This window comes from Vibrio sp. OPT41, assembly GCF_015163595.1.
In the GTDB taxonomy this organism is placed as follows: domain Bacteria; phylum Pseudomonadota; class Gammaproteobacteria; order Enterobacterales; family Vibrionaceae; genus Vibrio; species Vibrio alginolyticus.
On the sequence record NZ_JADDYH010000009.1, the window covers coordinates 207,221 to 228,243 of the forward strand.

Genomic DNA, 21,023 nt, shown 5'->3' on the forward strand with positions numbered 1-21,023 from the left:
CTAGTGGGTCTAAATCAAGAATCGACAACAAAGTATACAAACCAAGACAGCTCGCCCTTCGGGAGCGTGTCATTGACTCGGCTTCTGTATCAAACAACTTGGAAAGAGCTGACTATTACGCTGCGTTGTTTTCCTTGACCCCGAATCAATGACAACGCTCTGAATCCTGCATCTTGAAGTCACTTGGGTATAAGAGTCATTTACAAGGAGGAGCGACATGTACCGTTATGTCAGTTCACCAAAAGCGTCAAAGTACATAGTACCGCCGCCACTGCATCGTGAGTTGTCGTGTATGGATGTGCCGGAGTCAGAACTTGAGATGCGTGAAATTCTGAACAATTGGTTTGCCGATGGATTGGCGCCCATCATTCAGAATGAAGACAATTACATCTCTGCTAATGAGCAACAGCGCTTTGAGCAGCTCAGTCGCACGGTGGGCGTGTTACTGCGTAATAAAGATTACTACTTCGCCACTAAGCGGATTCTTTCGTTGTGGGAGCAAGACTGCTTAGAAACGACTTACGTTAATTATCTGATTTTACGTAGTGAGCGCATACCATACTTCGAATAAGCCCTATTTATAAGCTTAAAATAGTGGTTTACATGGTTTTCTTAGTAACTTTTGACACCTGTATTTAACATTTTTGTAAACATCGTTATATTTAAGGCTCATCGTTGTCAGGAGTTTATGGATGAACCTTACGATATCAGGGAAGTTGCAGCTCAGTTTTGTGCTGCTAGCCGTACTTTTTATGGCATCAGCGGTATTCACGTATCGCAACGTCACTACCGTAGAGCAATACGCCTCTTCGTTACTTAAATCCGATTTACCGACCGTCGACACCAGTCGCGGTATCCAACAGTCCGTTCAAGCGTCGCTGTCCTCGATTCGAGCCTACATGTTGCTAGGTGGCGATGAAGAGGCGAGCGCACGTCTGAGTGAGGACGTGCGTAATATCATGGCATCTACAGACGAGTCGCTTCCAACGTTGCAGGCGTTGATCTCTGAACAGGATTTTCAAGCGATCCAAAGCCAGTGGGACGCGGTAAAAGTTTCTCTAAACAAGCTGATTGAACTTAGCCACAGTGATGAGAACTTACCCGCACACAACCTCTTTATTAACGAAGCGGCACCCATTGCAGAAGTGGCACTTGACCAGCTTCAAAGCTTAATCAACGAAGAGTCAGGAAACCCATTCGGTGGAGACAGAAAACGTCTGTTCAAAGTTTATGCCGACAGCTATACCTCGCTCGCCAATGCACTGTCTGCACTGCGAGATTTCCTGTTATACGGGCAGCAAGATCACCTAGACAAATACCACGACTTGATTAAATACCACAATCAATCTGTGGCGGAAATCGATAGCAAACTCGACAGACTTACTGATAACGACCAATCTTTGTGGTCACTGTTTAAAGAAATGCAGCAACTGTACTTTCCTTTAGCAGAGCAGGTAATTGCATTGCGTCAATCGCCAGAGTGGAACGAATCAAACTTGTTAATGGCGAATGAACTGTTGCCAGCAGCGGATGCACTAGACCAAAGCTTAGAAACGATCGTATTGGCTCAGCAAAGTCGTGCAGATCAAAGTGGACAGGGCATTAATCAGTCGATCAAAAACGTACTCACCACCATGCTGATTGCCGCGGCATTGGTTTTGTTTGCCGCAGTAGCGATTTCAAAATACATGGGCAACACCATTGGTCGCCGAGTGAAAAACTTATCGGAGCGTGCAAAGACGATCGCTTCAGGGGACGTTTCTCAGCCTCCGTTAACTGTTGTTGGGAAAGATGAATTGGCAGACCTTACCGATTCGATTAACCGCATGAACCAATCGTTAGCGAGCATCGTGGCAGGGGTGAGTGAGAAAGCGCACCAAGTGGATACCAGTATGGGGGCTTTGTTGGAATCGGCGCAAGTCACTTCATCGAATGTAGAACAGCAACAGACCAGCATTGTTGAAATGGGAAGCCAATTGGATGAAATCGCTTTAGCCGCGCGTAACACCCTAGATCAAGCCAACCAATCAGTGCAGAAGCTTTCTGATTCAAAAGGCGAGATTGAACAAGGTCGTGATGCTTTAGAGCAAAACAAAGTCACTATGGAAAGTTTGCACGGCAGCATTGAAACCGCGAGTACGCAGGTGACGCAGTTAAGCAAAGAGAGCGAAGCCATTGGCCGAGTTACAGAGGTGATTGAAGGCTTAGCAGAACAAACTAACTTACTGGCATTGAATGCCGCGATAGAAGCAGCGCGTGCGGGTGACCAAGGACGAGGCTTTGCGGTTGTGGCGGATGAAGTACGTATGTTAGCGACTCGCACTACTCAATCGACGACAGAAATCAACGGTATCATCAATGCGATTCAACGCTCGACCAATTCGGTGGTAGAGGAGATTGAACACAGTCAATCACTTGCGGAGCAGGGCGCTGAGCACATTGAAAAAGCGGTAACTCGTTTGCTTGTTACTACTGAGCAAATAGGTTCCTTGAATGAGCAAATGGCAGAACTTGCAGCAGCGGCAGAGCAGCAATCTCATGCGACCAATTCGATCACTGGATTGATGTCCGGTATTACTCAATCAGTGGATGAAGTTTCGAATAACAGCCAACGTGCATCAGAGACATCATTGCAAGTAAAAGAGCAAGTTACTGAGCTGAATCAACAGATGGCAACTTTCAAAACGGCGTAGATAAGGTTTACATCTTTCATCGACTTTTGAACGTTAACCAAATAGTAAAAAAGCCCCAATCCTTTTTACACAAAAAGGGTTGGGGCTTTTTGTTGGATGATACGCCGATATTCGTCTGCTTGCTCATTGGATTTGGCTATTTAAATCATAGCTAAAACCAAATTCTCTTCGCCGAGCCGGAGTCGTAATATGACTCCATCGGCAGCAAATACTGCAAAAGAATTTTTAAACTTTATACCAATCCCGGTAAGAGAATCGTTCGTTACTACGATTGGTATCATCCTTCTAGGAGCAAGATTATGAACAAACAAGTAAGCCTAATTGGTCTAGACAGCGAACAATCAGCACAACTAGCTCAACAGCTAAATCAACTGCTAGCGCATTACCAAGTGTTGTACATGAACTCTCGCGGTTACCACTGGAACATTAAAGGTGCGCAATTCTTCGAACTGCACGTAAAATTTGAAGAGATCTACACTGATCTACAAACAAAAATCGATGAGCTTGCAGAGCGTATTCTAACTTTGGGTCATACGCCAGCGCACGCATTCAGCAACTACTTGGAAGCAAGTGAAATTAAAGAACATCAAAACGCGACTTCTGGTGAGGAGTGTGTACAAGGTCTGGTTCAAGGCTTTAGCGTTCTACTTCTAAAACAGCGTGAGATTCTACAAAACGCGGGTGAAGCAGATGACGAAGGTACAGCGGCATTGATGGGTGACTACATCCGTGAGCAAGAAAAATTAATGTGGATGCTTAACGCTTACCTACAAGGCTAAGCAGCGCATTACCCAAGCAATCCTTGGGAACGCATGAAACAATCGGGAATAAGTCATAAGGGGCACGTTGGTGCCCCTTTTTTTGTTTGCGTATTTTATATGTGTGCTTTATTTGCGTGGTAAGGATTCGAAACGGCTCAATAAATCACTGAGTTCATTAAGCGCCAACGAGGCTGAGTCATTGAAGGTTTCTTGATTACCATGATGCACAAGACAAGACGGCATCTGAGCGTTATACGCTGCCTGTAAGTCGTAAAGGTAATCGCCGACATAAAGCACTTCGTCCGGCATCAAACGCCACTCTTTCGCTAATACCTGCAGAGACAAAGGGTCTGGCTTGGGCGGGAAGCATTCACGAGTGATGACTCGTTCCACTGAGATTTGGTTGTGTTCTAGTTTGCGCTGCGTGGCGATTTGACAGTTGCGCGTCACGATAGCGGTTTTGATTTCATTTTGATGCAAGTGGGCGAGCAATTCATGGCAGCCAATCATTGGAGCAGACTGCTCAGCATCAGAAATCTCGTAATCAAATATCACGTTATGAGCGTGCTCTCGATGATGAGGATGCTCAAGTGCGTCGACAAAATCCAATAGATCTTCACTCTGCGGACAACCTAGCTGTTGTCGCAATTCGCCGAAGTTCATATCAGAACTCACCAAGGTGTTGTCTAAATCAAACACCACGGCTTTAATTTTATCGAGCTGTAAAGGGAATGGAATCATAATGACCTCGTACAACTTAACCGAACTATCGTTTTAAAAAACAAAAGGTTATTGTTAAGTTTAGATTCTTCTGCTTAGATTGTACGAAAATAAATCACTAGTACGTCACAAATTAAATAGTCTTAACGATTTTAGTGTTTGATTACCTTTCCTCAAGACGAAAGATTTTGCCGCTGTCGGTAGAAAAATAGATATAGCCATCGGGGCTGATGGTTATATCTCTTACTCGCTCTCCAAGACTCTCCATCAATCTTTTTGATTCGGTGAGCTTGCCATTATCAATAGAAACCACGTTGATGTGCGCCAGTTTTAATGCACCTGCGAGGATTTTCCCGTCCAATTCTGGGTATTTATCGCCTCGGTACAAAATCATGTTACTGGGTGCGATAGAAGGGATGTATACCAGCTTGGGATCTTCCATTCCCGGTAACGACTTAGCTTCCCCAACGTCCAACGGTCCCCAATATTCTTTACCATGAGAGACTTTAGCCCAACCGTAGTTCGCGCCTTTCTTGATTAGATTAATTTCATCGCCGCCGCGTGGTCCATGCTCAATCGACCACAGCTGTTTTGTTGCTTCGTCGTAAAACATACCTTGTGGGTTGCGGTGCCCGTAACTCCATATCTCAGGACGAGCTTGGGAAGGTTTGAATGGGTTGTCTTGCGGAACCGAACCATCAAGGTTAAGGCGCACAATACTGCCAGCATGGGTTTGACTGTCTTGCCCATTATCACGTTCGCCACGGTCACCGATTGAGAAGTAAACTTTATCGTCTACAAATGAAATTCGACTGCCGTAGTGGCGACCCGTGTCGGTGATGGCATCAGCAACAAAGAGATCGTTCCAACCCACAAGTTGATTGTTTTGCAATTGCGCCGTCGCTAACGCCACCGTATTACCTTTGCTCGTACGCTTGCTGTAGGTAAAGAAGAGTTGCGGGTTTTGCTTATCGGCATTCGGTGCGAGCGCAACATCCAATAAGCCGGCTTGTCCACTGGTGTTCACATCGGGAACGTTAAACAGCTTTTGAGGTTTGCCTTTGGTGATATCCAGCAACGAAACCGTACCGTTCTTTTCATTGACGATAACGCGTTGGTTATCTAAGAACTCGATCCCCCAAGGGATCTGAAATCCATTCGCCACTTCGTTGGCGCGGTATTCGGCAGTGTTGGCAGAAAAGGATAAACAAGCGAGTAGGGTAGCAGCAATCGTTCTCATGGTTCCTTCCAATATGAATCGTATTAATACTTAAAAGCTAACACTAAAAGACTATGTTTGGCAGAGATTCACTTGTATATGAATGTAAAAAATCCCCGATACGAGATCGGGGATTGAATTAAGGCTAGAGAATTGTTTAGTTAGCGAGATTACATCGCTTCTTCGAAGATCTTAGAAATTTCTTCGTGAGTTGCTTGTTTAGGGTTAGTGAAACCACAAGCGTCTTTCAGTGCGTTGTCTGCTAGTGTTGGGATGTCTTCTAGTTTCGCACCAAGCTCTTTGATACCTGCTGGGATACCCACATCTTTCGCTAGAGTAACGATAGCGTCGATTGCTGCCGCTGCACCTGCTTCAGCAGACATGCCTTCTACGTTTACGCCCATTGCTTTTGCTACGTCACGTAGACGCTCAGGACATACTTGCGCGTTGTAACGCTGTACGTGAGGTAGAAGAATCGCGTTACAAACACCGTGTGGAAGGTCATAGAAACCACCTAGCTGGTGTGCCATTGCGTGTACGTAACCTAGAGACGCGTTGTTGAATGCCATACCCGCCATGAACTGCGCGTATGCCATTTGTTCACGAGCTTCTAGATCTTCACCGTTTTTCACTGCTGTGCGTAGATAAGCCTGGATAAGCTCAATCGCTTTAATTGCTACCGCATCAGTGATTGGTGTTGCTGCGATAGATACGTAAGCTTCAATCGCGTGAGTTAGGGCATCCATACCTGTTGCCGCAGTTAGCGAAGCAGGTTTAGCTAGCATTAGCTCTGGATCGTTTACCGAGATAAGCGGTGTTGTGTGCTTATCAACGATAGCCATCTTGATGTGACGCTCTTCGTCAGTGATGATGCAGAAACGCGTCATTTCAGATGCAGTACCTGCCGTCGTGTTGATTGCGATAAGTGGCATCATTGGTTTTGCAGACTGGTCTACGCCTTCGTAATCTGCGATTTTGCCGCCGTTAGAAGCAACAAGCGCGATACCTTTCGCACAGTCGTGTGGTGAACCACCACCTAGAGAGACAACGAAGTCACATTCGTTATCAGTAAGAAGTGCTAAGCCGTCGTTAACGTTGCTGATAGTTGGATTTGGTTGAGTACCATCAAACACAACGGTTGCTACATCGCGCTCAGTGAGAAGGTCTTGAACTTGTTTGACTACACCGATTTGGTTAAGGATCTTATCCGTAACGATCAAACCTTTTTTAAAGCCTTGAGATTGGATGCTGTCTGCTGCGTCTTTCAAACAACCAGCGCCCATTAGGTTTACCGTAGGGATAAAAAATGCACTTGTCATATTGGATAGCTCCGTCGTTATTTTTAATAATCTTTCTTAATTTGCCATTTACTGTCGCACATTCGTTTCCAGATTGAAGTTGATCTGAAGCAAGTTTACCTACTTAGAGGTACTTGCAAGAGAAAAACTGTGACAGTGATCTTGTTGCACTGCGTATAAGTGCAACACTGATATAAAGTAGAACAAATATGAAACTATGGACGCAAACGATTGGCAGAAATTGACTTCTGACGCGGATATATCTCTAAATTCGACTAAAGTATAAAAAATCCCCATTAATAACTTAATTATCAATGGGGATAGAGAAGTGTTTTATAAGATAACTACTAATAATTAAGCTATTTTAATCAGCTTTGATACTAACTTTTCGATACCTGAAGCTGCTTGAGAGATATTCTCTGCCAACATGTAAGCAGGGGTTGAAAGTACGAGGTGTTTTTCATCAAAAACGATGTCTTCGACAGGGCACGTGGTGTGTTCACCGCCCATTTGATTAAATGCTATTGAGACTGCCTCATCGTTGCCTACCGTTCCTTTCACGCCTTGCTCATAAATCATCGGAATAATGACAGGAGAAATACACAGATAGCCAGCTGGTTTTTTCGAATTAGCAAACGCGCGACAAGCTTGAGCTACGTGTGTGTTAATGGAGCACTCTGCACCTGAAACGGCGAAGTCGGTTAAGTTTTTCGCGGCACCAAACCCACCTGGAAGCAGTAGGGCATCGTATTCATCGACGTTAAGTTTGGCGACATCGTCAATATTTCCGCGTGCAATACGAGCTGATTCGATCAATACGTTACGTGTTTCATCCATTTCGTCACCAGTTAGGTGATTGATGACGTGGAGTTGGTCAATGTTAGGTGCAAAGCAGTGCCAAGTTGCACCTGCCTTCTCGATGGCGTAGAGCGCCAACACTGCTTCGTGGATCTCAGAACCGTCGTAAACGCCTGAACCACTTAAAATGACTGCGACTTTTTTCATGTTTGGATTCCTTTACTCTGAACGTTCCTTAGATTGCTCTTCGCTATCTAGACCATGCGTTTCCGAATGTGTTTTAACGTTTTCACTCTCGTTGTCATCTTCATCATAGTAGCGCACAACAAAGGGTGTAAGCATAACACTAGAGGGCAGAAAATGTTTCATATCGACTCCAACGGCTTAATAGAATGATTTTTATACTGATTTTTATAAAACAGTACGTTGAACCTGATCATTTTTGAGTTAAGCTGACGTTTCCTTTGGCATTCGTGAGTGGTAGGTCACATGAAATCAGTGCAATTTCGTTTCACACTTTATGGTTGTATCGCGATTCTCTCTTGGAGTTGTCTGCTTGGCATCGCGAGGTTGGTTACGGAGAGTTTAGGTCCTGTAGGCGGGGCAGCCATGTTGTACTCTCTTAGCTCTGTTTTCCTTCTTATCGTGGTCGGTATTCCAAAGTTGTCTTACTTTTCTCCCAAGTATCTTGCGCTTGGTGGTGCGATGTTCGTCTGTTATGAAATATTTCTCGCTCTATCTTTGGGATATTCCAACTCGCGCGCGCAGGCAATTGAGGTGTCGATTGTCAATTACCTTTGGCCCGCACTGACGGTTTTATTTGCGGTCCTTGGCAGCAATAAAAAAACAAACTGGTTGCTTTATCCCGCAGTTACGCTGGCGTTTGTTGGGGTTGCTTGGACTGTGAGCGGTGAGAATGGCTTATCCATAACTCAGATCATGTCCAATGTTAGTAGTAACCCTCTGGTGTATTTTATGGCTTTCGCTGGCGCGGTTATATGGGCTTTTTATTGCAACTTAACCCAAAGGCAGCAATCTAAACATAATGCGATTACCCTGTTTTTTATTGCAACAGCTGTTTCGCTTTGGGTCAAATACGCGTTTACGGATGAGCCACCAATGACATTCAGTTGGGAAGCGATGGGGTACTTAGTGGCCTCTGCGGCTTTAATGGCTGGTGGTTATGGTTTATGGAATATCGCGATCGTTGGCGGCAATATGGTTTTTCTCGCCACCTTGTCTTACTTCACACCCATTTTTTCCGCTTTATTTTCTTCCATTATTCTTGGCGTAACTCTGAGCCATAGCTTTTGGCAGGGCGTTGTGATGGTAACGGTGGGCTCGCTGATGTGTTGGTTAGTCACCAAAGAGAAGCGCGAAGCGGCTGGGTAAGTTACCAACGAGATCAGAGAATTTAAGTGAGCAACGAACAGATCTCCCTTGCGAGCTGTATTCGAATACGAAGAAACTAAATCGAAAAAATTAAAAAAGCTCCCGAGATTGGGAGCTTTTTATTGAGTTTTAACGGCTCTTTGGTGGCACTCTAATAAGCGACGTTCAAGTGTAGTTGAAGCTTGAATCTGTGCTTCGACAGTCGCTTGATAAGCTGCTTACGAGTGTGCTCTAGTGTATCAAGCTCCAATGTGTCGTCATCAATATGTACGTCCACATTTACTCGTAGCTCTTGGCCCACCTTCGTTACGCCAGCCAGTTTCAATTGATGCTCAGTTACTTTTTCAATCTCAAGAACATCTTTGCCAACGCTCTGACACAGCTCTTTGCTTGGTGCCATCATTAGTAGTTCACGTAAGGCACCTACTAGCATATCGAACGGTACTTTGAGGAAGTAAAAGCCCATTAAAACCATCATCATGGGGTCGGCATATACCGCATACTCAGAGAATGGCGTTAGTGAAACAGCCCAAGCCGAGATAAATCCTACGGTCACCGCCACACTCAACAAAGTATCCATTTGCCACTGTTTTTTCTCCGCTTCAATCAAGCCTGATGAGAAGCGGCGGCTGCGTTTCGCCATAAACCACCAAGCGTAACCACAACCGATAACATTCACGATGCCGAATAAGGTCGCAATAGAAGCATCGACCTCGCGACCTCCAGACATCAATGCTGATATCGCAGAGTAGAGAGAGAAGCTTACAACCACTAAAATGACGGCTGCTTTTATCGCAATAACGATTGGTTCTAAGACCGCTTTTCCAAATGGGAATACAGATTTTGAAGGCTTGTTAATATAGTAAGAAGCGGCCAGTGACAATAAAGTTAACAGTAAGCTGACCAAAGAGTAAACACCGTCAAACACGATGACAATTGATCCTACAAGCAAGCCAAGTACCATACCACCAGCAGCGAACCCAGATGCCAAAAGGGCTGAAATGGTTAGAATACGGTTTTCGTTTTTGCTTGTCCTGTCACACATAAAAGATGCCTTTGAATTTTAATACCTTACTATTCTTCGCTCATAAGGTAATTTAGGCAACCACAAAGTGACCAGTAACTAATCTAAAAAATTGCGTTTTTATTTATATTCCTATAAAACAATGGTTTACTGTGATTTTTTGGTGTCAGTAAAATTGACGCTCACTGATAAAATGTTTAGAAGTCAAATAAATACTCGCTCAATTTATCTGCTAACCACGTCATTGCTGGATGCTCAGTATGGCCGTTAGGTGAAAACATACAGTAGTCTTCTTGCGTCAATCCGTATGTGTGTTTGATAACGGCGAGCTTCTGCTGACGAAGGTAATGGCGGATTAATGGTTCTGGAAGCACGCCCCAAGCGTCTTCTTCTAAGATGGTGTTCAGCATGTAGTCAAAACTCGAAAAACCAATATATCGAGTCGAGAAAGGTTGCAGTTCAGGGTTGTCTTTCTCATTTAGGTACACCATTAGTGCTTGCATCTGACTACGTAGATCTTCGTCTGAGACACGGCGCATCTTACTTAGGCGGTGTTCTACACTGCATACTGACATCATACGTATCTTGCCTAATGGGTTATATACGATACGAGGATCGTCTACTCGCTCATAATCAACGCCGAAAGCAAAATCTACTTGGTGGGTACTGACCAAGTTGGCTAAGTCGCCACTGGATGCCAAGATTAAGTTGAAGGTTGTTGAAGGAAAGCGGTTATTCAATGTATGAGATAATTCTTGCCAGAGATCATCAGGTAAGGAGTCGTCACGTGCTACCCAAACTTCCGCGTTAAACCCTTCCGAGATTTGAGCGCAGGTCTTTCTGACCCGTTGTGCGATGATAAGTAGGTGTTCGCAATCTTTGTAAATGGCTTTCCCAGCTTCAGAGAGGGTGAGCTGGTTGCCAGTTCGGTTAAACAATTCAACGTCGAGATCTTTCTCTAATGCCTTAATCGACATACTGAGTTTGGTACGATTGCAGTCGAGTTGCCTTGCCGCTTCAGAAACAGAACCACACTCAGCGATGGTGCAGAAGGCTTCTACTTGAGTTAAGTTCATGATTTGACACAACCAATAAATGAATTCAAATAATTTGGGTATTATGCAGATGCGCTCCCAAAGCCATGAAAGATTATCGAAAAAAACGCGAATCCGCCAGATAAGTCTATGGTCTTTTAACGGTTTTGCGGTAATCTATGTGGGTTACAAAAAGTGAACATGGAGGCCACGATGGCACAAGATTGGGACGGCTTAGCAAAAAACTGGGAATCAAATCCAGCAACAGAGCAATTTGCGCAGTCGGTGTTTGAGCAGTTACAACAGCTAACTCAGCTTGATGGCATTAAAGTACTAGATTTTGGATGCGGAACAGGGCAGTTAAGTCAACGATTGTCACCGATGGTTAAAGACATCGTAGCATTAGACGCATCGGAAGCCATGATTGAGGAACTCGATAAAAAAGAGCTCGTCAACGTAGAACCTGTGGTAGATGCATTATCTCGCGGCTTGGTCGCTCAGCATCCGGCCTTTCGTGGACAGTTCGACTTGGTGGTTGCATCATCAGTTTTAGCGTTTGTGGAAGACTTAGACGCGTCATTAACGATCTCGCATTCTCTACTTAACCACGGCGGCTATTTTGTTCATTTTGATTGGATTGCAGAATGTGAACAAGACGGTTTTACCCTTGCGAAGTCTGAGCGTGCACTGAAAGAAGCGGGTTTTACTGAAGTTGAATCGCGACACGTTTTTGACATTACATCTGATGGTAAAACAATGTCGGTATTAATGGGGCTTGGTCGTCGCTAATACCGCTGAATAAAGAACAAAAATTGACAAAAGCGAGCTAACAAGCTCGCTTTTTTCTTATCTGCTGAGGGTATGTGTAACTTTACTTGCTCTAAACAAGTCGTCGTGGTGCATGCAAGGACATACTCGAACAACTAAGTCTTCGGAGGTTATTTTTAGACGATTATCCTGCGTATCTCCTCCAGCACTTCAGGGTTGGCTATTGCGCCTAAATTTTCGACGTTTCGGTTGTTAACGACTTGCTTAACGGCTAACTCGACCAGCTTTCCTGAGCGTGTCTTAGGTATATCGCTTATTGCGTAAATCGCACTAGGTACATGCCTTGGAGAACATGCAGACTTTAGCTGTGCTTTGATGGAAGCGATCATCTCGTCATTGAGCTCTACCCCTTTGACTAATTGGACAAACAGCCATATTTGTTCGTTGCGATCGACTTCTTTTCCTACTGCGATCGAATCTAGAATACCGTCTATACAGTTCACTTGCTGATAGATTTCGGCCGTGCCGATTCTTACGCCACCAGGATTCAACGTGGTATCACTTCGACCATAAAATACGTATCCCCCAACGCGGGTCTGTTCAACATCATCGCCGTGGTGCCAAATATTGTCGAATTTATCCCAATAAGCACGATGATATCTCTCACCGGTGTCGTTCCAAAAGCCAGCAGGGAAGTTGGGTAATGAATTGGCACAAACCAACTCACCGCGCGCTCCCATTACGCTATTACCTTGTGGGTTAAAGACTCGGACATCGACCCCTAACCCTGCTGATTGGCACTCTCCCCGATAAACGGGAGAAATAGGGTTGCCCAATACAAAGCAGCCACAAATGTCTGTTCCGCCAGAAATCGAGGCGAGGTGTACATCTTCTTTAATGCGCTGATAGACATAATCAAACTGTTCTGGATACAGAACAGAGCCCGTTGAGCAAATGGTTTTCAGACTTGGAAATGCATCACTTTTCTGCGGAGAAAAAGATGCTTTTTCCAGCGCCTCTAGGTATTTTGCTGAGGTTCCAAACAGCGTCACTTCGGCTCGTTCTGCGAGGTCCCAGAGCACATTATGAGTGGGGTAAACAGGGCTACCATCAAAAATCACCAAACATGCACCGCTCGCGAGTGAAGAAACGTGCCAGTTCCACATCATCCAACCGCAGGTCGTGTAATAAAACACTCGGTCGTTCGGTTGGATATCGCAATGCAGTTGATGCTCTTTCAAGTGATTAAGCACCGTTCCGCCGACGGAATGAACGATGCATTTCGGTTTGCCTGTTGTGCCTGAAGAATAGAGCACAAATAGCGGATCGTTAAAATTCACACGAGTAAAAGTCAGCGCTTCGGGGGTGTATTGATTCAGGACATTTTGCCAATCTTGGGTGCAGACATCGCATTCAAAAATGTGTGGTTTAAGGTAGCTAATTTGGCAAACTTGTTTAAGACCATCAAGATGATCCGCAATATGCTGGTTTTTCTTAGACATATCGAAAGTTTTGCCATTGAATGTATAGCCATCACAAGTAAACAGGATTTTGGGTTTCACTTGACCAAAGCGCTCCAAAACGCTTTCGACGCCAAAATCAGGTGAGGTGGAAGTCCAGGTCGCCCCTAAACTGGTGGTTGCTAGCATAGCTATTACCGTTTGAGGTAGGTGAGGTAAATAACCAGCGACGACATCACCTTGCTTAATTCCACATTCTTTCAACCATTGCTGCACACTCGAAACTTCTTCGCACAATTGTTTCCAGGTGTAGGTCTGTTTTTCTTCACGTTCATTTTCAAACCAAATCGCGAGATCATCGGGTTGGTGACACGCGTAGGTTAGCAAATTTTCGGCGTAGTTAATTTGCGCGTTTGGGAACCATTTTATATCCCTATTTTCAACAGGTTGCTGCCAGCGACTTTCTGCTCGCTCTTTTATGGTCTCTCCCTGAGTGCCAATGACGTCGCAGAATAGCCAAACTTCCTGCCAAAATTTTTCTACATGATCGAGTGACCATTGATGCAGATCAGCGAAGCTTTCAAGGGTATTTCCTTGTCGATTAATGTGTTCAATAAACTGTGTAATGTTGGCTTCTTCGATACGACTTTCGCTCGGTTGCCATACTTTGCTGCTCTCGCGCATAGGTCCCTCTATAACAAAGTGATAACAGGTTTTAGTTTGAGAGGAATACACGATAAAGTCAAACAAGCCAGATATTATATCGTGTCATAAAAATCATGCAGTTACGATGAGTTGTAAACAATATGTTACATCGGGATGATGCTGAGAAAATCGCGCAGGGATTGGAAGCTCTTAAGACTACAGATAGGCTTAATGTAAAGGATTTGTTAATGGAGATGAGCCATGACCCAGTATCGTTCTAAACCCGTAAACCAGGAAGGCAGGGTTGAATGGAGCCGTGAAGAAGACGCCATTTGGCGAGATTTGGTAACACGACAAATGGGTGTGATCCAAAACAGAGCTTGTGAGGCTTATTTACACGGTTTGACGCTGCTTGATTTACCTCAAGACCGCGTTCCTCAGTTACCAGAAATTAATCGTGTCTTGATGGAGACAACAGGTTGGCAAGTGGAGCCCGTTCCCGCGCTTATTGATTTCGACCGATTTTTTAATCTACTCGGTAATAAGCGCTTTCCAGTCGCCACATTCTTGCGTACAAGAGATGAGTTCGATTACTTACAGGAGCCAGATTTCTTCCACGAAATATTTGGTCATTGCGCGATGTTAACCAACCCAGACTTTGCTGCATTTACCGAGCATTATGGTCAACTAGGGCAAGCCGCTACCCCAAAACAAAGAGCCTATCTCGCTCGCCTCTACTGGTTTACCGTAGAGTTTGGCTTGGTGAAAGAAGGGGACAAAACCAAAATTTACGGTGGTGGTATTCTTTCATCTCCTGGCGAAACCCTCTACGCATTAGAGAGTGATGTAGCAATTCGCGACCCATTTGAATTACAAACAGTGCTGAGAACGCCTTATCGTATCGACATCATGCAACCGAAGTACTACGTGATTGATGACTTTTCTCAGCTCTTTAAAATTAGTCAGTTAAATTTATTGAAACAAGCCGATCTAGCGATTGAAGCTGGACTGCTTCCTCCACTTTTTGAACCAAAGGAACCTGCTCATGTTGAATGAACAAAAATGCGAAGCTTGTAGTATCGATGCCATTGCACTAAGCAAAGAAGAACAACAATCTCTGCTGCTGCAATTGTCTGATTGGCAGATCATTGAAAGAGAAGACATACCTCAACTAGAAAAGGTGTATAAATTTAAGAACTTCAAACAAGCATGGGCTTTCAGTAACAAAATCGCGGAACTGGCAGAAGATGAGTTCCACCATCCCTCTATTTTGTTGGAATGGGGTAAGGTTACCGTAACGTGGTGGAGTCACTCTATCAAAGGTCTGCATAAAAACGATTTTATCTGCGCATCAAAGTGTGACTCGCTAGCATCGGCAGAGTAGGACATTACCTCATACAAAAAACGCCCGGCTTATGTCGGGCGTTTTGGTTCTAAATGACTTTTACATTACTTTATAGATTGATTCGGAAGACGGATGTCGTGCCCGATACCTCATTGCCAACGACGATAAAATGACCACCGTTACGGGTAAAGTAATTAATGGACTCTGGACCTAAATCGCCTGCTTTTGGATTGTATGTGTCATTCATGCATTCGCCATCTTCGACTTCTGTACATACTGGCTGATTGTAATCACGGCGGCTTACGTAATGCATAAACTGCGCTTGTTTCGGGTCTGTGATGTCATAAATCATGATACCGCCTTGACGCTCCAAGCCGATAAACGCGTAATGACGACCGTTAATTTGTGCTACTTCAATCGCCTCTGGCTCAATACCTTTATCATCACTTCGGTCATCGCCACTATTATTGTTATCGTTGGTGCTGTTGAAGTTCTTGCCTTCATTCAGCAGCGCGATAGTCGCGAAATCGTCACCACTATCGAAGACCAACTTGCCGTTTTCATCCCAAATCGAAAATGAACGCGCGCCAAATGATTGAACATTCTCTTGTGCAGAAAGCGTTTGTTCCGGCTTAATCACTTTTAAACGCGCGAGTTGTTTGTTGTCTTTTAGTGCCTCTGCCAATGGGTGTTCTGCTGCCACTTTCAGCTTCTTACCGCGCACTTCATCAATATGGCTTAAACAGGTTCCTTGCTCAGATGTATATTCATCTGTACCGAGGTAATCGTCTTCATCCCACATAAAGCCAGCTTTGTCGCACAGTTCTTGAGTGGTTTTGAATCCGTACTCACGCCCGTCGCCTTCATTTGCCGATACGATGTAAGTACTCCCATTCACTGAGTAGCTGTCGATAGTGTCAGGCATAAATAAGCCAACCAGTTGTGGGTAGCTTTTCAAGTTCCCAAGGATTTTGTCTTTGTTGGATGCATCGAGTTTAGCGCCCGACCAAGACTTCTCACCCAAGCCAACAATTCGCTCTACTGATTTGCTCTCTGGATTGACGATTGCCATGGCGTTATTTTCTTGTAGCGCGACATAGATTTTGCCGTTATCTGCAAAAGTGAGGTATTCCGGCTCTAGATCTTGTGCGATGGTGGCGTTTGCCCCCGAAATACGCACATTCTTTGGAAGCTCTGCTTTTCGTGAATCATCAAATTCGTTAAAGCCAATTTGTGACACTTCTGCTTGAGTAACACCAAGGCTCAGATCGATCAAAGTGATACTACCTTCAGGGTCAATGCTGTAATCGCTGTTTGGTTCTCCTTCATTAGCGGTTGCGATGTATCGGCCATCTTTCGAGAAGTCAACCATGTCTGGCAATGCGCCTGTTGGAAACGTCATGACTAATGACAAATCGTCGGAGCGGTACAAGCCAACAATACCATTCGCTTGTTTATTACTGTTTTCAATCGCAACAGCTACCAAACCATTGAATACAGCGACACTGTTTGCTGCGCCAATTTCAATGCCCGCTGCTTCGCCAGCGCTGTTGAGATCAATGAATGCGCTTTGCGTTGGTACGCCGTTGTCATCCATAGAAAGTACATCGATACGTTTTGCTTGAGCATTCACCACATAGAGCTTATCTGTACAGGCGTCATAACTCACGATTTCAGCTGCCGATGTATCGAATGGAGCATCAGCAACGGATGTCCCGATAAACGTTAACCCTTGAATTGAAGTTTCCCCAGTAACGGGCGCAGTGGTAGGTTTGCATTGTGTAGCGAATGAAGCCACGGTATCTTCGGGTTGTGATGAACACGCGATGGCAAGTGATGACAATGCGAGTGCACCGATTGCCTTTAAAGGGGTGATCATGATATCTCCTTATCAATCCGATAGGTTGTCAATCAGCATGGGTTTTATGCTGCTGTCCATTTCCGCAACTGGAATGATAGAGCGCTGAATGACGTGTGATTTGGTAAGGCTCTGAATATATGTATGATTGATGACTCTTATATTGGCTTTTTATGAAACTAATGTGTCATCAATATGATGAAGTAGGGATAGAGGAATAATGGAATTAAAATCGTTTTTAGATTTATTGGCAGCGTCACCAGAGCAGGTCGAATTTGAAGCAACGATGGCGGTGATCGAAGATAACTATACGTTTGAGCCAACCGCTTTTGTAAATGGTGAGACACAAAACAATGCAGGCGAGAACAACGGTTCGTGTAAGATCTTCGCTTTCGGTTTGCTAAACAACCTAGACAAAGAAGCGACGCTAGCCTGCTTTGGCCGTTTTTATCGTGAAGATGTATTGCAGTATCCAGAGAACAGCGATCACCAGAATATTCGTAATTTTATGGTGACAGGGTGGGAAGGCATTAAGTTTGAAGCGTCCGCTTTAACCGCTAAATAAACACCAGTCAGAAAACGATGATCAGTAAGCCAGTCGTATTACGCGACTGGCTTTTTTTCTAGACATTTTCGGCACAAACACAGCTGGTTGGCGCTTGGCTTGGGTAAATCACGGGTTTCTATAGTAAAGCACCAGCATGTCTCTTTGCCTGCGGCGATATCACAATGGGCTTGAGTCCCGCACTCAGGACAACTGTGCGTTGAATCTTCTCCTGCGATTTGTTCGATAATCGCATCTCGTTGGAGATCGGTTTTGTCTTTCCATTGGATGATTTCATCCATCGTTCGGTGACAACCAGAGCATATTCCGGCGTTATTTTTACATGCAGCTCGACAAGGTGACTTCATTGCTTTCTCGTTCTCATTTTTTATGCCGCGTACTCTAGCATAAAGCGAGTCAAGGCCGCCAAAAATAAACGTGACTGCGATTTGCTGGTGAGGAGGGAGAACCAGTGTTACCCTTGGACGAGTTACCTTAACTCTCTGTCACTTATGTTAGAAAAAGAAAACCTCATTAAACTCGCTAGAATGCAAATGCCATTTGGGAAATATGCAGGGCGAGTGTTAATCGACCTGCCTGAAGAATACTTACTGTGGTTTGATAAAAAGGGCTGGCCAAGCGGCGAGCTAGGGGATTTGCTCAAGCTATGTTTAGCGCTCAAAATTGAAGGCTTAGATAGTGTCGTGAAGCCTTTGAAGCGTATGTAACTAGCCACAGAAACTCCCACTCTTAATGAAAAGACTTATTATGAATTTTGATATCGATGCACTGAAACATCACCAATTGGTCGAAGATGGTAAACTAGAGGGATGTTACATTCATCAGCCAGCTCAAGGTAGCCAACACAATGACAAAGCTGTTTTGGCAGAGCGCCAAGCGTTGGAAAAGTTGGGATATAAGGTAATACAGGTTAAAGCTAAAGGCGGGACAACAACGTTTGCTGAGGCGATGCAAAAGCTTGCGAAGGAAACTGGTCACCTGCCTAAGGAGTAAGTGAGTGTAACCTGCCACAGCCTTACAAGTTCTCCCACCAGACTATTTTTTCATTCAAAAGAGCCAGACCGTTAGGCTGACTCTTTTTGGGCCATTCAGTCCTAGCACTGTATCCTTTTGGTGTGTGTACCAATTAGATTATACCGTTTACAATTGAGAACGCTTATTTAGAGAAATAAGTATCCACGCAAATGTACATGCTTTATCAGTGATTTAACTATAGGAAATCTAGAGAAAGGATTAAAGAGTAGATTCTTCAGGATCTGCGTATAAAATAGAATCAAGAGCCCAATCGGATAAATCATAAGAGAAGGACTCTGTACCATGAAGCATTCCCCACATTGAGTTAATATTTCTTATATCCCAATTGCTTATGTCCTGATTAAAAGATTTGGCTCCGTAGAACATAATATAAGTACTATTCACTCCAGTAACATCCCAGTTGGAGATGTCTTGATTAAAATTCTCTGCTTGATAAAACATACCTTTCATGTAGTGCACAGAACCCGTGTTCCAAGATGAGATATCTCCATTAAATTTACTCGCTCCATGAAACATATACGACATATATCGTACACTAGTTGTATCCCATTCTGATAAGTCTTGGTTGAATTTTCTCGCCAGATAAAACATGTAGGACATATTTTCAACATTACTTACATCCCAGAGATTTATGCTATGATCGAATGATACAGCATTAGCAAACATACCTTCCATAGTCTTGACTTTGCTTACATTCCAGCTTGAGATATCCTGATCGAAAGACTTTGCCTTAGCAAACATTCCATTCATATCCTCAACCTTGCCAACGTTCCAGTTTGAAATATCTTGGTTAAAAGAGCTAGCACCACCGAACATAGTTCTCATATTGGTCACATTGGAGACATTCCATTTTGATAGGTCTTGATTAAAAGAGTCTGCTTTCCAAAACATTCCCGCCATGTTGGTTACATTACTAACATCCCAATTAGAAATATCCTGGTTAAAGGAATGCATTTCATAAAAAAGCTTACTCATATCTGTTATTTCAGAAGTATCAACGTTTGATATATCCTCCTTGAAGTAGAGCATCGCCTTAATATCATCGACAGTAACCTTCATTGGAAGAAATTTGGGTCTATGCTCATCCGTCAGCGCTGAAGTCATTTCATCATCATCGTAATTGAAAGTCATATAGTTGGCCACATTCAAGACATTCCAAGCACTCAAGTCCTGATTAAAGGTCCTAGCCGCAAAGAACATGGCTGTCATATCCGTCACATTACTAACATTCCACCCCGATATGTTCTGGTTGAAAGAATGAGTATGGCTAAACATATTGGTCATATTGGTAACGTTACTAACATCCCATCCAGAGATATCCTGATTAAACGCTTTAGCATCATGAAACATATAGGACATGTTAGTAACGTTACTAACATCCCATCTAGAGATATCTTGGTTAAATGTATGCCTATGAGCAAAAAGTCTACTCATATCTTTAATTTTAGAAACATCTACCTGAGTTACATCTCTACCTGCTTTGATCATTTCAACCAATTCTTGCCGCATAAGCGGATGTGTTGGGGTAGCTTCTTTTTCGCAGCCTGCCAGTAAAAATAATCCTATCAAAAGAATTGGCTGTAACTTCTGCATTATCTTCCCTTATTCAATAAAACTTAACCTGTTGTATATTATGTCTATTCTACTATAAAAAACAGACGAAGCTTTCCATATACAAGGTGCCCCTCTAAATTTTAGTTGACCACTACAACACAACTGTTCAGCATATGTTTTATTTTTAAACTCCATATCAGCAATGGCTAACATACTTACAGTATCTGTTTATATTAGCCTCAATGTTGTTTCTAATGACTTATCCCCAATCATCAAATGAATGATTGGTACGTTCACGTCATTATGTTCCAGTCATACTGCAAAAGTGCTTCTACCGATTAGTATGCTAGGATGCTCACCATCTTTTAACCGCAAAGAATTTTGTTAACTGTCCATTCTTCTTCACAATATCACGAACTTGGATGCGGTATATCTCTAGTGTTGTCATTCCACTATCCAAGAATAACCTCATTAGACAAGCATTTAGCTCTGGTATTTAGGTAATGACCTTGAAGAGTCAAGCTTTGCCTTTATCCTCGGTGAGCGTGGGTAGTGCCATGTGTGTTATTTCCTGTTTTACATCAAGAAACACACACGCTAGCAGTGGCAAGCTAAGAAATCAGTGATCTAGATATTGGTGTGATTGGCTTTAAGGGAAAACTGAATGATTGTCATTGCTCATTCATTTGCAATGAATAAAAATTTTTTATAGGCCAAAATTAAGTAACGTCAGGCGGAGCATGTGAACTAAAACGCTAATAAGATGGTACGCCCCACACCTGCACTACACTCAGCTATGTCGCTGAATATTGGGAGGTGCCATCATGTCGGCAATCAAAGTTATTGGAATCGAT

At 43.8% G+C, this 21,023-nt stretch carries 21 protein-coding genes; 10 read left to right on the plus strand and 11 right to left on the minus strand.

The genetic code is table 11. The features are described from left to right. Positions 1-217 precede the first annotated feature (217 nt). The 3 genes from IQP38_RS01535 (at position 218) to IQP38_RS01545 (ending at position 3,472) form a co-directional block, all read left to right on the plus strand. On the plus strand, positions 218-571 hold the full coding sequence (locus IQP38_RS01535; protein ID WP_005453713.1) for a hypothetical protein: 354 nt from the start codon (positions 218-220) through the stop codon (positions 569-571). 121 nt (positions 572-692) lie between these two features. Then, positions 693-2,693, plus strand: a complete 2,001-nt coding sequence (locus IQP38_RS01540) for a HAMP domain-containing methyl-accepting chemotaxis protein (RefSeq protein WP_053303759.1) — start codon at positions 693-695, stop codon at positions 2,691-2,693. Positions 2,694-2,992: 299 nt separating this feature from the next. Beyond that, positions 2,993-3,472 (plus strand): Dps family protein, encoded by a 480-nt coding sequence (locus IQP38_RS01545; protein ID WP_005388254.1) that lies wholly within the window; start codon positions 2,993-2,995, stop codon positions 3,470-3,472. 108 nt (positions 3,473-3,580) lie between these two features. On the opposite strand, the gene IQP38_RS01550 is transcribed toward IQP38_RS01545, so the two are convergent. From IQP38_RS01550 to IQP38_RS01570, 5 genes are all read right to left on the minus strand, one after another. Further along, positions 3,581-4,195, minus strand: coding sequence for an HAD family hydrolase (locus IQP38_RS01550; RefSeq protein WP_005388252.1), 615 nt, complete (start codon positions 4,193-4,195; stop codon positions 3,581-3,583). A gap of 142 nt (positions 4,196-4,337) precedes the next feature. Then, positions 4,338-5,414 carry a PQQ-dependent sugar dehydrogenase gene (locus tag IQP38_RS01555; RefSeq protein WP_193837224.1) on the minus strand — a complete coding sequence of 359 codons (1,077 nt, stop codon included), beginning with the start codon at positions 5,412-5,414 and terminating at the stop codon, positions 4,338-4,340. Positions 5,415-5,563: 149 nt separating this feature from the next. Further along, the gene (gene yiaY, locus IQP38_RS01560; protein WP_042521463.1) at positions 5,564-6,712 is read right to left on the minus strand and encodes an L-threonine dehydrogenase; all 1,149 of its coding nucleotides are present in this window, start codon (positions 6,710-6,712) and stop codon (positions 5,564-5,566) included. Positions 6,713-7,045: 333 nt separating this feature from the next. Continuing rightward, a complete protein-coding gene (gene elbB / locus IQP38_RS01565; RefSeq protein ID WP_154203939.1) occupies positions 7,046-7,696 on the minus strand; it encodes an isoprenoid biosynthesis glyoxalase ElbB in 651 nt (216 codons plus the stop codon). 12 nt (positions 7,697-7,708) lie between these two features. Then, positions 7,709-7,858, minus strand: a complete 150-nt coding sequence (locus IQP38_RS01570; protein WP_017634379.1) for a hypothetical protein — start codon at positions 7,856-7,858, stop codon at positions 7,709-7,711. Positions 7,859-7,978: 120 nt separating this feature from the next. On the opposite strand from IQP38_RS01570, the gene yddG reads away from it, so the two are divergent. Further along, complete coding sequence (gene yddG / locus IQP38_RS01575; protein ID WP_005389394.1) at positions 7,979-8,881, plus strand: aromatic amino acid DMT transporter YddG; 903 nt, start codon at positions 7,979-7,981, stop codon at positions 8,879-8,881. Positions 8,882-9,032: 151 nt separating this feature from the next. Here the strand turns inward: yddG and IQP38_RS01580 are convergent, their stop codons facing one another. Both IQP38_RS01580 and IQP38_RS01585 read right to left on the minus strand, forming a co-directional pair. Continuing rightward, positions 9,033-9,926: a cation diffusion facilitator family transporter gene (locus IQP38_RS01580; protein ID WP_053303754.1), complete on the minus strand. Its 894-nt coding sequence runs from the start codon at positions 9,924-9,926 to the stop codon at positions 9,033-9,035. Positions 9,927-10,102: 176 nt separating this feature from the next. Then, positions 10,103-10,981 (minus strand): LysR family transcriptional regulator, encoded by an 879-nt coding sequence (locus tag IQP38_RS01585; protein WP_005375568.1) that lies wholly within the window; start codon positions 10,979-10,981, stop codon positions 10,103-10,105. A gap of 171 nt (positions 10,982-11,152) precedes the next feature. Here IQP38_RS01585 and IQP38_RS01590 point away from each other — a divergent pair, with 171 nt between their 5' ends. Continuing rightward, complete coding sequence (locus IQP38_RS01590; protein WP_054728907.1) at positions 11,153-11,728, plus strand: class I SAM-dependent DNA methyltransferase; 576 nt, start codon at positions 11,153-11,155, stop codon at positions 11,726-11,728. Between the two features lie 155 nt (positions 11,729-11,883). Here IQP38_RS01590 and IQP38_RS01595 read toward each other — a convergent pair whose 3' ends face one another. Further along, complete coding sequence (locus IQP38_RS01595; protein ID WP_193837225.1) at positions 11,884-13,851, minus strand: acetoacetate--CoA ligase; 1,968 nt, start codon at positions 13,849-13,851, stop codon at positions 11,884-11,886. Positions 13,852-14,073: 222 nt separating this feature from the next. Here IQP38_RS01595 and phhA point away from each other — a divergent pair, with 222 nt between their 5' ends. Next, positions 14,074-14,868 (plus strand): phenylalanine 4-monooxygenase, encoded by a 795-nt coding sequence (gene phhA, locus IQP38_RS01600; RefSeq protein ID WP_053350625.1) that lies wholly within the window; start codon positions 14,074-14,076, stop codon positions 14,866-14,868. Beyond that, positions 14,858-15,196, plus strand: a complete 339-nt coding sequence (locus IQP38_RS01605) for a 4a-hydroxytetrahydrobiopterin dehydratase (RefSeq protein ID WP_053303750.1) — start codon at positions 14,858-14,860, stop codon at positions 15,194-15,196. The genes phhA and IQP38_RS01605 overlap by 11 nt, the downstream gene beginning before the upstream one ends. Before the next feature lie 70 nt (positions 15,197-15,266). Here the strand turns inward: IQP38_RS01605 and IQP38_RS01610 are convergent, their stop codons facing one another. Continuing rightward, positions 15,267-17,036, minus strand: coding sequence for a choice-of-anchor I family protein (locus IQP38_RS01610; protein ID WP_064354605.1), 1,770 nt, complete (start codon positions 17,034-17,036; stop codon positions 15,267-15,269). Positions 17,037-17,235: 199 nt separating this feature from the next. Between IQP38_RS01610 and IQP38_RS01615 the strand changes: the two genes are divergently transcribed. Then, positions 17,236-17,580: a HopJ type III effector protein gene (locus tag IQP38_RS01615; protein WP_017634382.1), complete on the plus strand. Its 345-nt coding sequence runs from the start codon at positions 17,236-17,238 to the stop codon at positions 17,578-17,580. Between the two features lie 38 nt (positions 17,581-17,618). Here the strand turns inward: IQP38_RS01615 and IQP38_RS01620 are convergent, their stop codons facing one another. Next, a complete protein-coding gene (locus IQP38_RS01620) occupies positions 17,619-17,927 on the minus strand; it encodes a cysteine-rich CWC family protein (RefSeq protein WP_080276966.1) in 309 nt (102 codons plus the stop codon). A gap of 144 nt (positions 17,928-18,071) precedes the next feature. Here IQP38_RS01620 and IQP38_RS01625 point away from each other — a divergent pair, with 144 nt between their 5' ends. Both IQP38_RS01625 and IQP38_RS01630 read left to right on the plus strand, forming a co-directional pair. Continuing rightward, entirely contained in the window at positions 18,072-18,287 is a 216-nt protein-coding gene (locus IQP38_RS01625; protein WP_005375557.1) for a DUF3820 family protein, read from the plus strand. Between the two features lie 40 nt (positions 18,288-18,327). Continuing rightward, a complete protein-coding gene (locus IQP38_RS01630; protein WP_005375556.1) occupies positions 18,328-18,573 on the plus strand; it encodes a hypothetical protein in 246 nt (81 codons plus the stop codon). Positions 18,574-18,813: 240 nt separating this feature from the next. Here IQP38_RS01630 and IQP38_RS01635 read toward each other — a convergent pair whose 3' ends face one another. Further along, positions 18,814-20,208, minus strand: coding sequence for a BspA family leucine-rich repeat surface protein (locus IQP38_RS01635; RefSeq protein ID WP_053303747.1), 1,395 nt, complete (start codon positions 20,206-20,208; stop codon positions 18,814-18,816). Between the last annotated feature and the right edge of the window lie 815 nt (positions 20,209-21,023).

Bases quoted from the DNA above. Each gene is read 5' to 3' on its own strand.
- IQP38_RS01535 (WP_005453713.1), top strand. From the start codon at position 218: ATGTACCGTTATGTCAGTTCACCAAAAGCGTCAAAGTACATAGTACCG.
- IQP38_RS01540 (WP_053303759.1), top strand. From the start codon at position 693: ATGAACCTTACGATATCAGGGAAGTTGCAGCTCAGTTTTGTGCTGCTA.
- IQP38_RS01545 (WP_005388254.1), top strand. From the start codon at position 2,993: ATGAACAAACAAGTAAGCCTAATTGGTCTAGACAGCGAACAATCAGCA.
- IQP38_RS01550 (WP_005388252.1), bottom strand. From the start codon at position 4,195: ATGATTCCATTCCCTTTACAGCTCGATAAAATTAAAGCCGTGGTGTTT.
- IQP38_RS01555 (WP_193837224.1), bottom strand. From the start codon at position 5,414: ATGAGAACGATTGCTGCTACCCTACTCGCTTGTTTATCCTTTTCTGCC.
- yiaY (WP_042521463.1), bottom strand. From the start codon at position 6,712: ATGACAAGTGCATTTTTTATCCCTACGGTAAACCTAATGGGCGCTGGT.
- elbB (WP_154203939.1), bottom strand. From the start codon at position 7,696: ATGAAAAAAGTCGCAGTCATTTTAAGTGGTTCAGGCGTTTACGACGGT.
- IQP38_RS01570 (WP_017634379.1), bottom strand. From the start codon at position 7,858: ATGAAACATTTTCTGCCCTCTAGTGTTATGCTTACACCCTTTGTTGTG.
- yddG (WP_005389394.1), top strand. From the start codon at position 7,979: ATGAAATCAGTGCAATTTCGTTTCACACTTTATGGTTGTATCGCGATT.
- IQP38_RS01580 (WP_053303754.1), bottom strand. From the start codon at position 9,926: ATGTGTGACAGGACAAGCAAAAACGAAAACCGTATTCTAACCATTTCA.
- IQP38_RS01585 (WP_005375568.1), bottom strand. From the start codon at position 10,981: ATGAACTTAACTCAAGTAGAAGCCTTCTGCACCATCGCTGAGTGTGGT.
- IQP38_RS01590 (WP_054728907.1), top strand. From the start codon at position 11,153: ATGGCACAAGATTGGGACGGCTTAGCAAAAAACTGGGAATCAAATCCA.
- IQP38_RS01595 (WP_193837225.1), bottom strand. From the start codon at position 13,851: ATGCGCGAGAGCAGCAAAGTATGGCAACCGAGCGAAAGTCGTATCGAA.
- phhA (WP_053350625.1), top strand. From the start codon at position 14,074: ATGACCCAGTATCGTTCTAAACCCGTAAACCAGGAAGGCAGGGTTGAA.
- IQP38_RS01605 (WP_053303750.1), top strand. From the start codon at position 14,858: ATGTTGAATGAACAAAAATGCGAAGCTTGTAGTATCGATGCCATTGCA.
- IQP38_RS01610 (WP_064354605.1), bottom strand. From the start codon at position 17,036: ATGATCACCCCTTTAAAGGCAATCGGTGCACTCGCATTGTCATCACTT.
- IQP38_RS01615 (WP_017634382.1), top strand. From the start codon at position 17,236: ATGGAATTAAAATCGTTTTTAGATTTATTGGCAGCGTCACCAGAGCAG.
- IQP38_RS01620 (WP_080276966.1), bottom strand. From the start codon at position 17,927: ATGAAGTCACCTTGTCGAGCTGCATGTAAAAATAACGCCGGAATATGC.
- IQP38_RS01625 (WP_005375557.1), top strand. From the start codon at position 18,072: ATGTTAGAAAAAGAAAACCTCATTAAACTCGCTAGAATGCAAATGCCA.
- IQP38_RS01630 (WP_005375556.1), top strand. From the start codon at position 18,328: ATGAATTTTGATATCGATGCACTGAAACATCACCAATTGGTCGAAGAT.
- IQP38_RS01635 (WP_053303747.1), bottom strand. From the start codon at position 20,208: ATGCAGAAGTTACAGCCAATTCTTTTGATAGGATTATTTTTACTGGCA.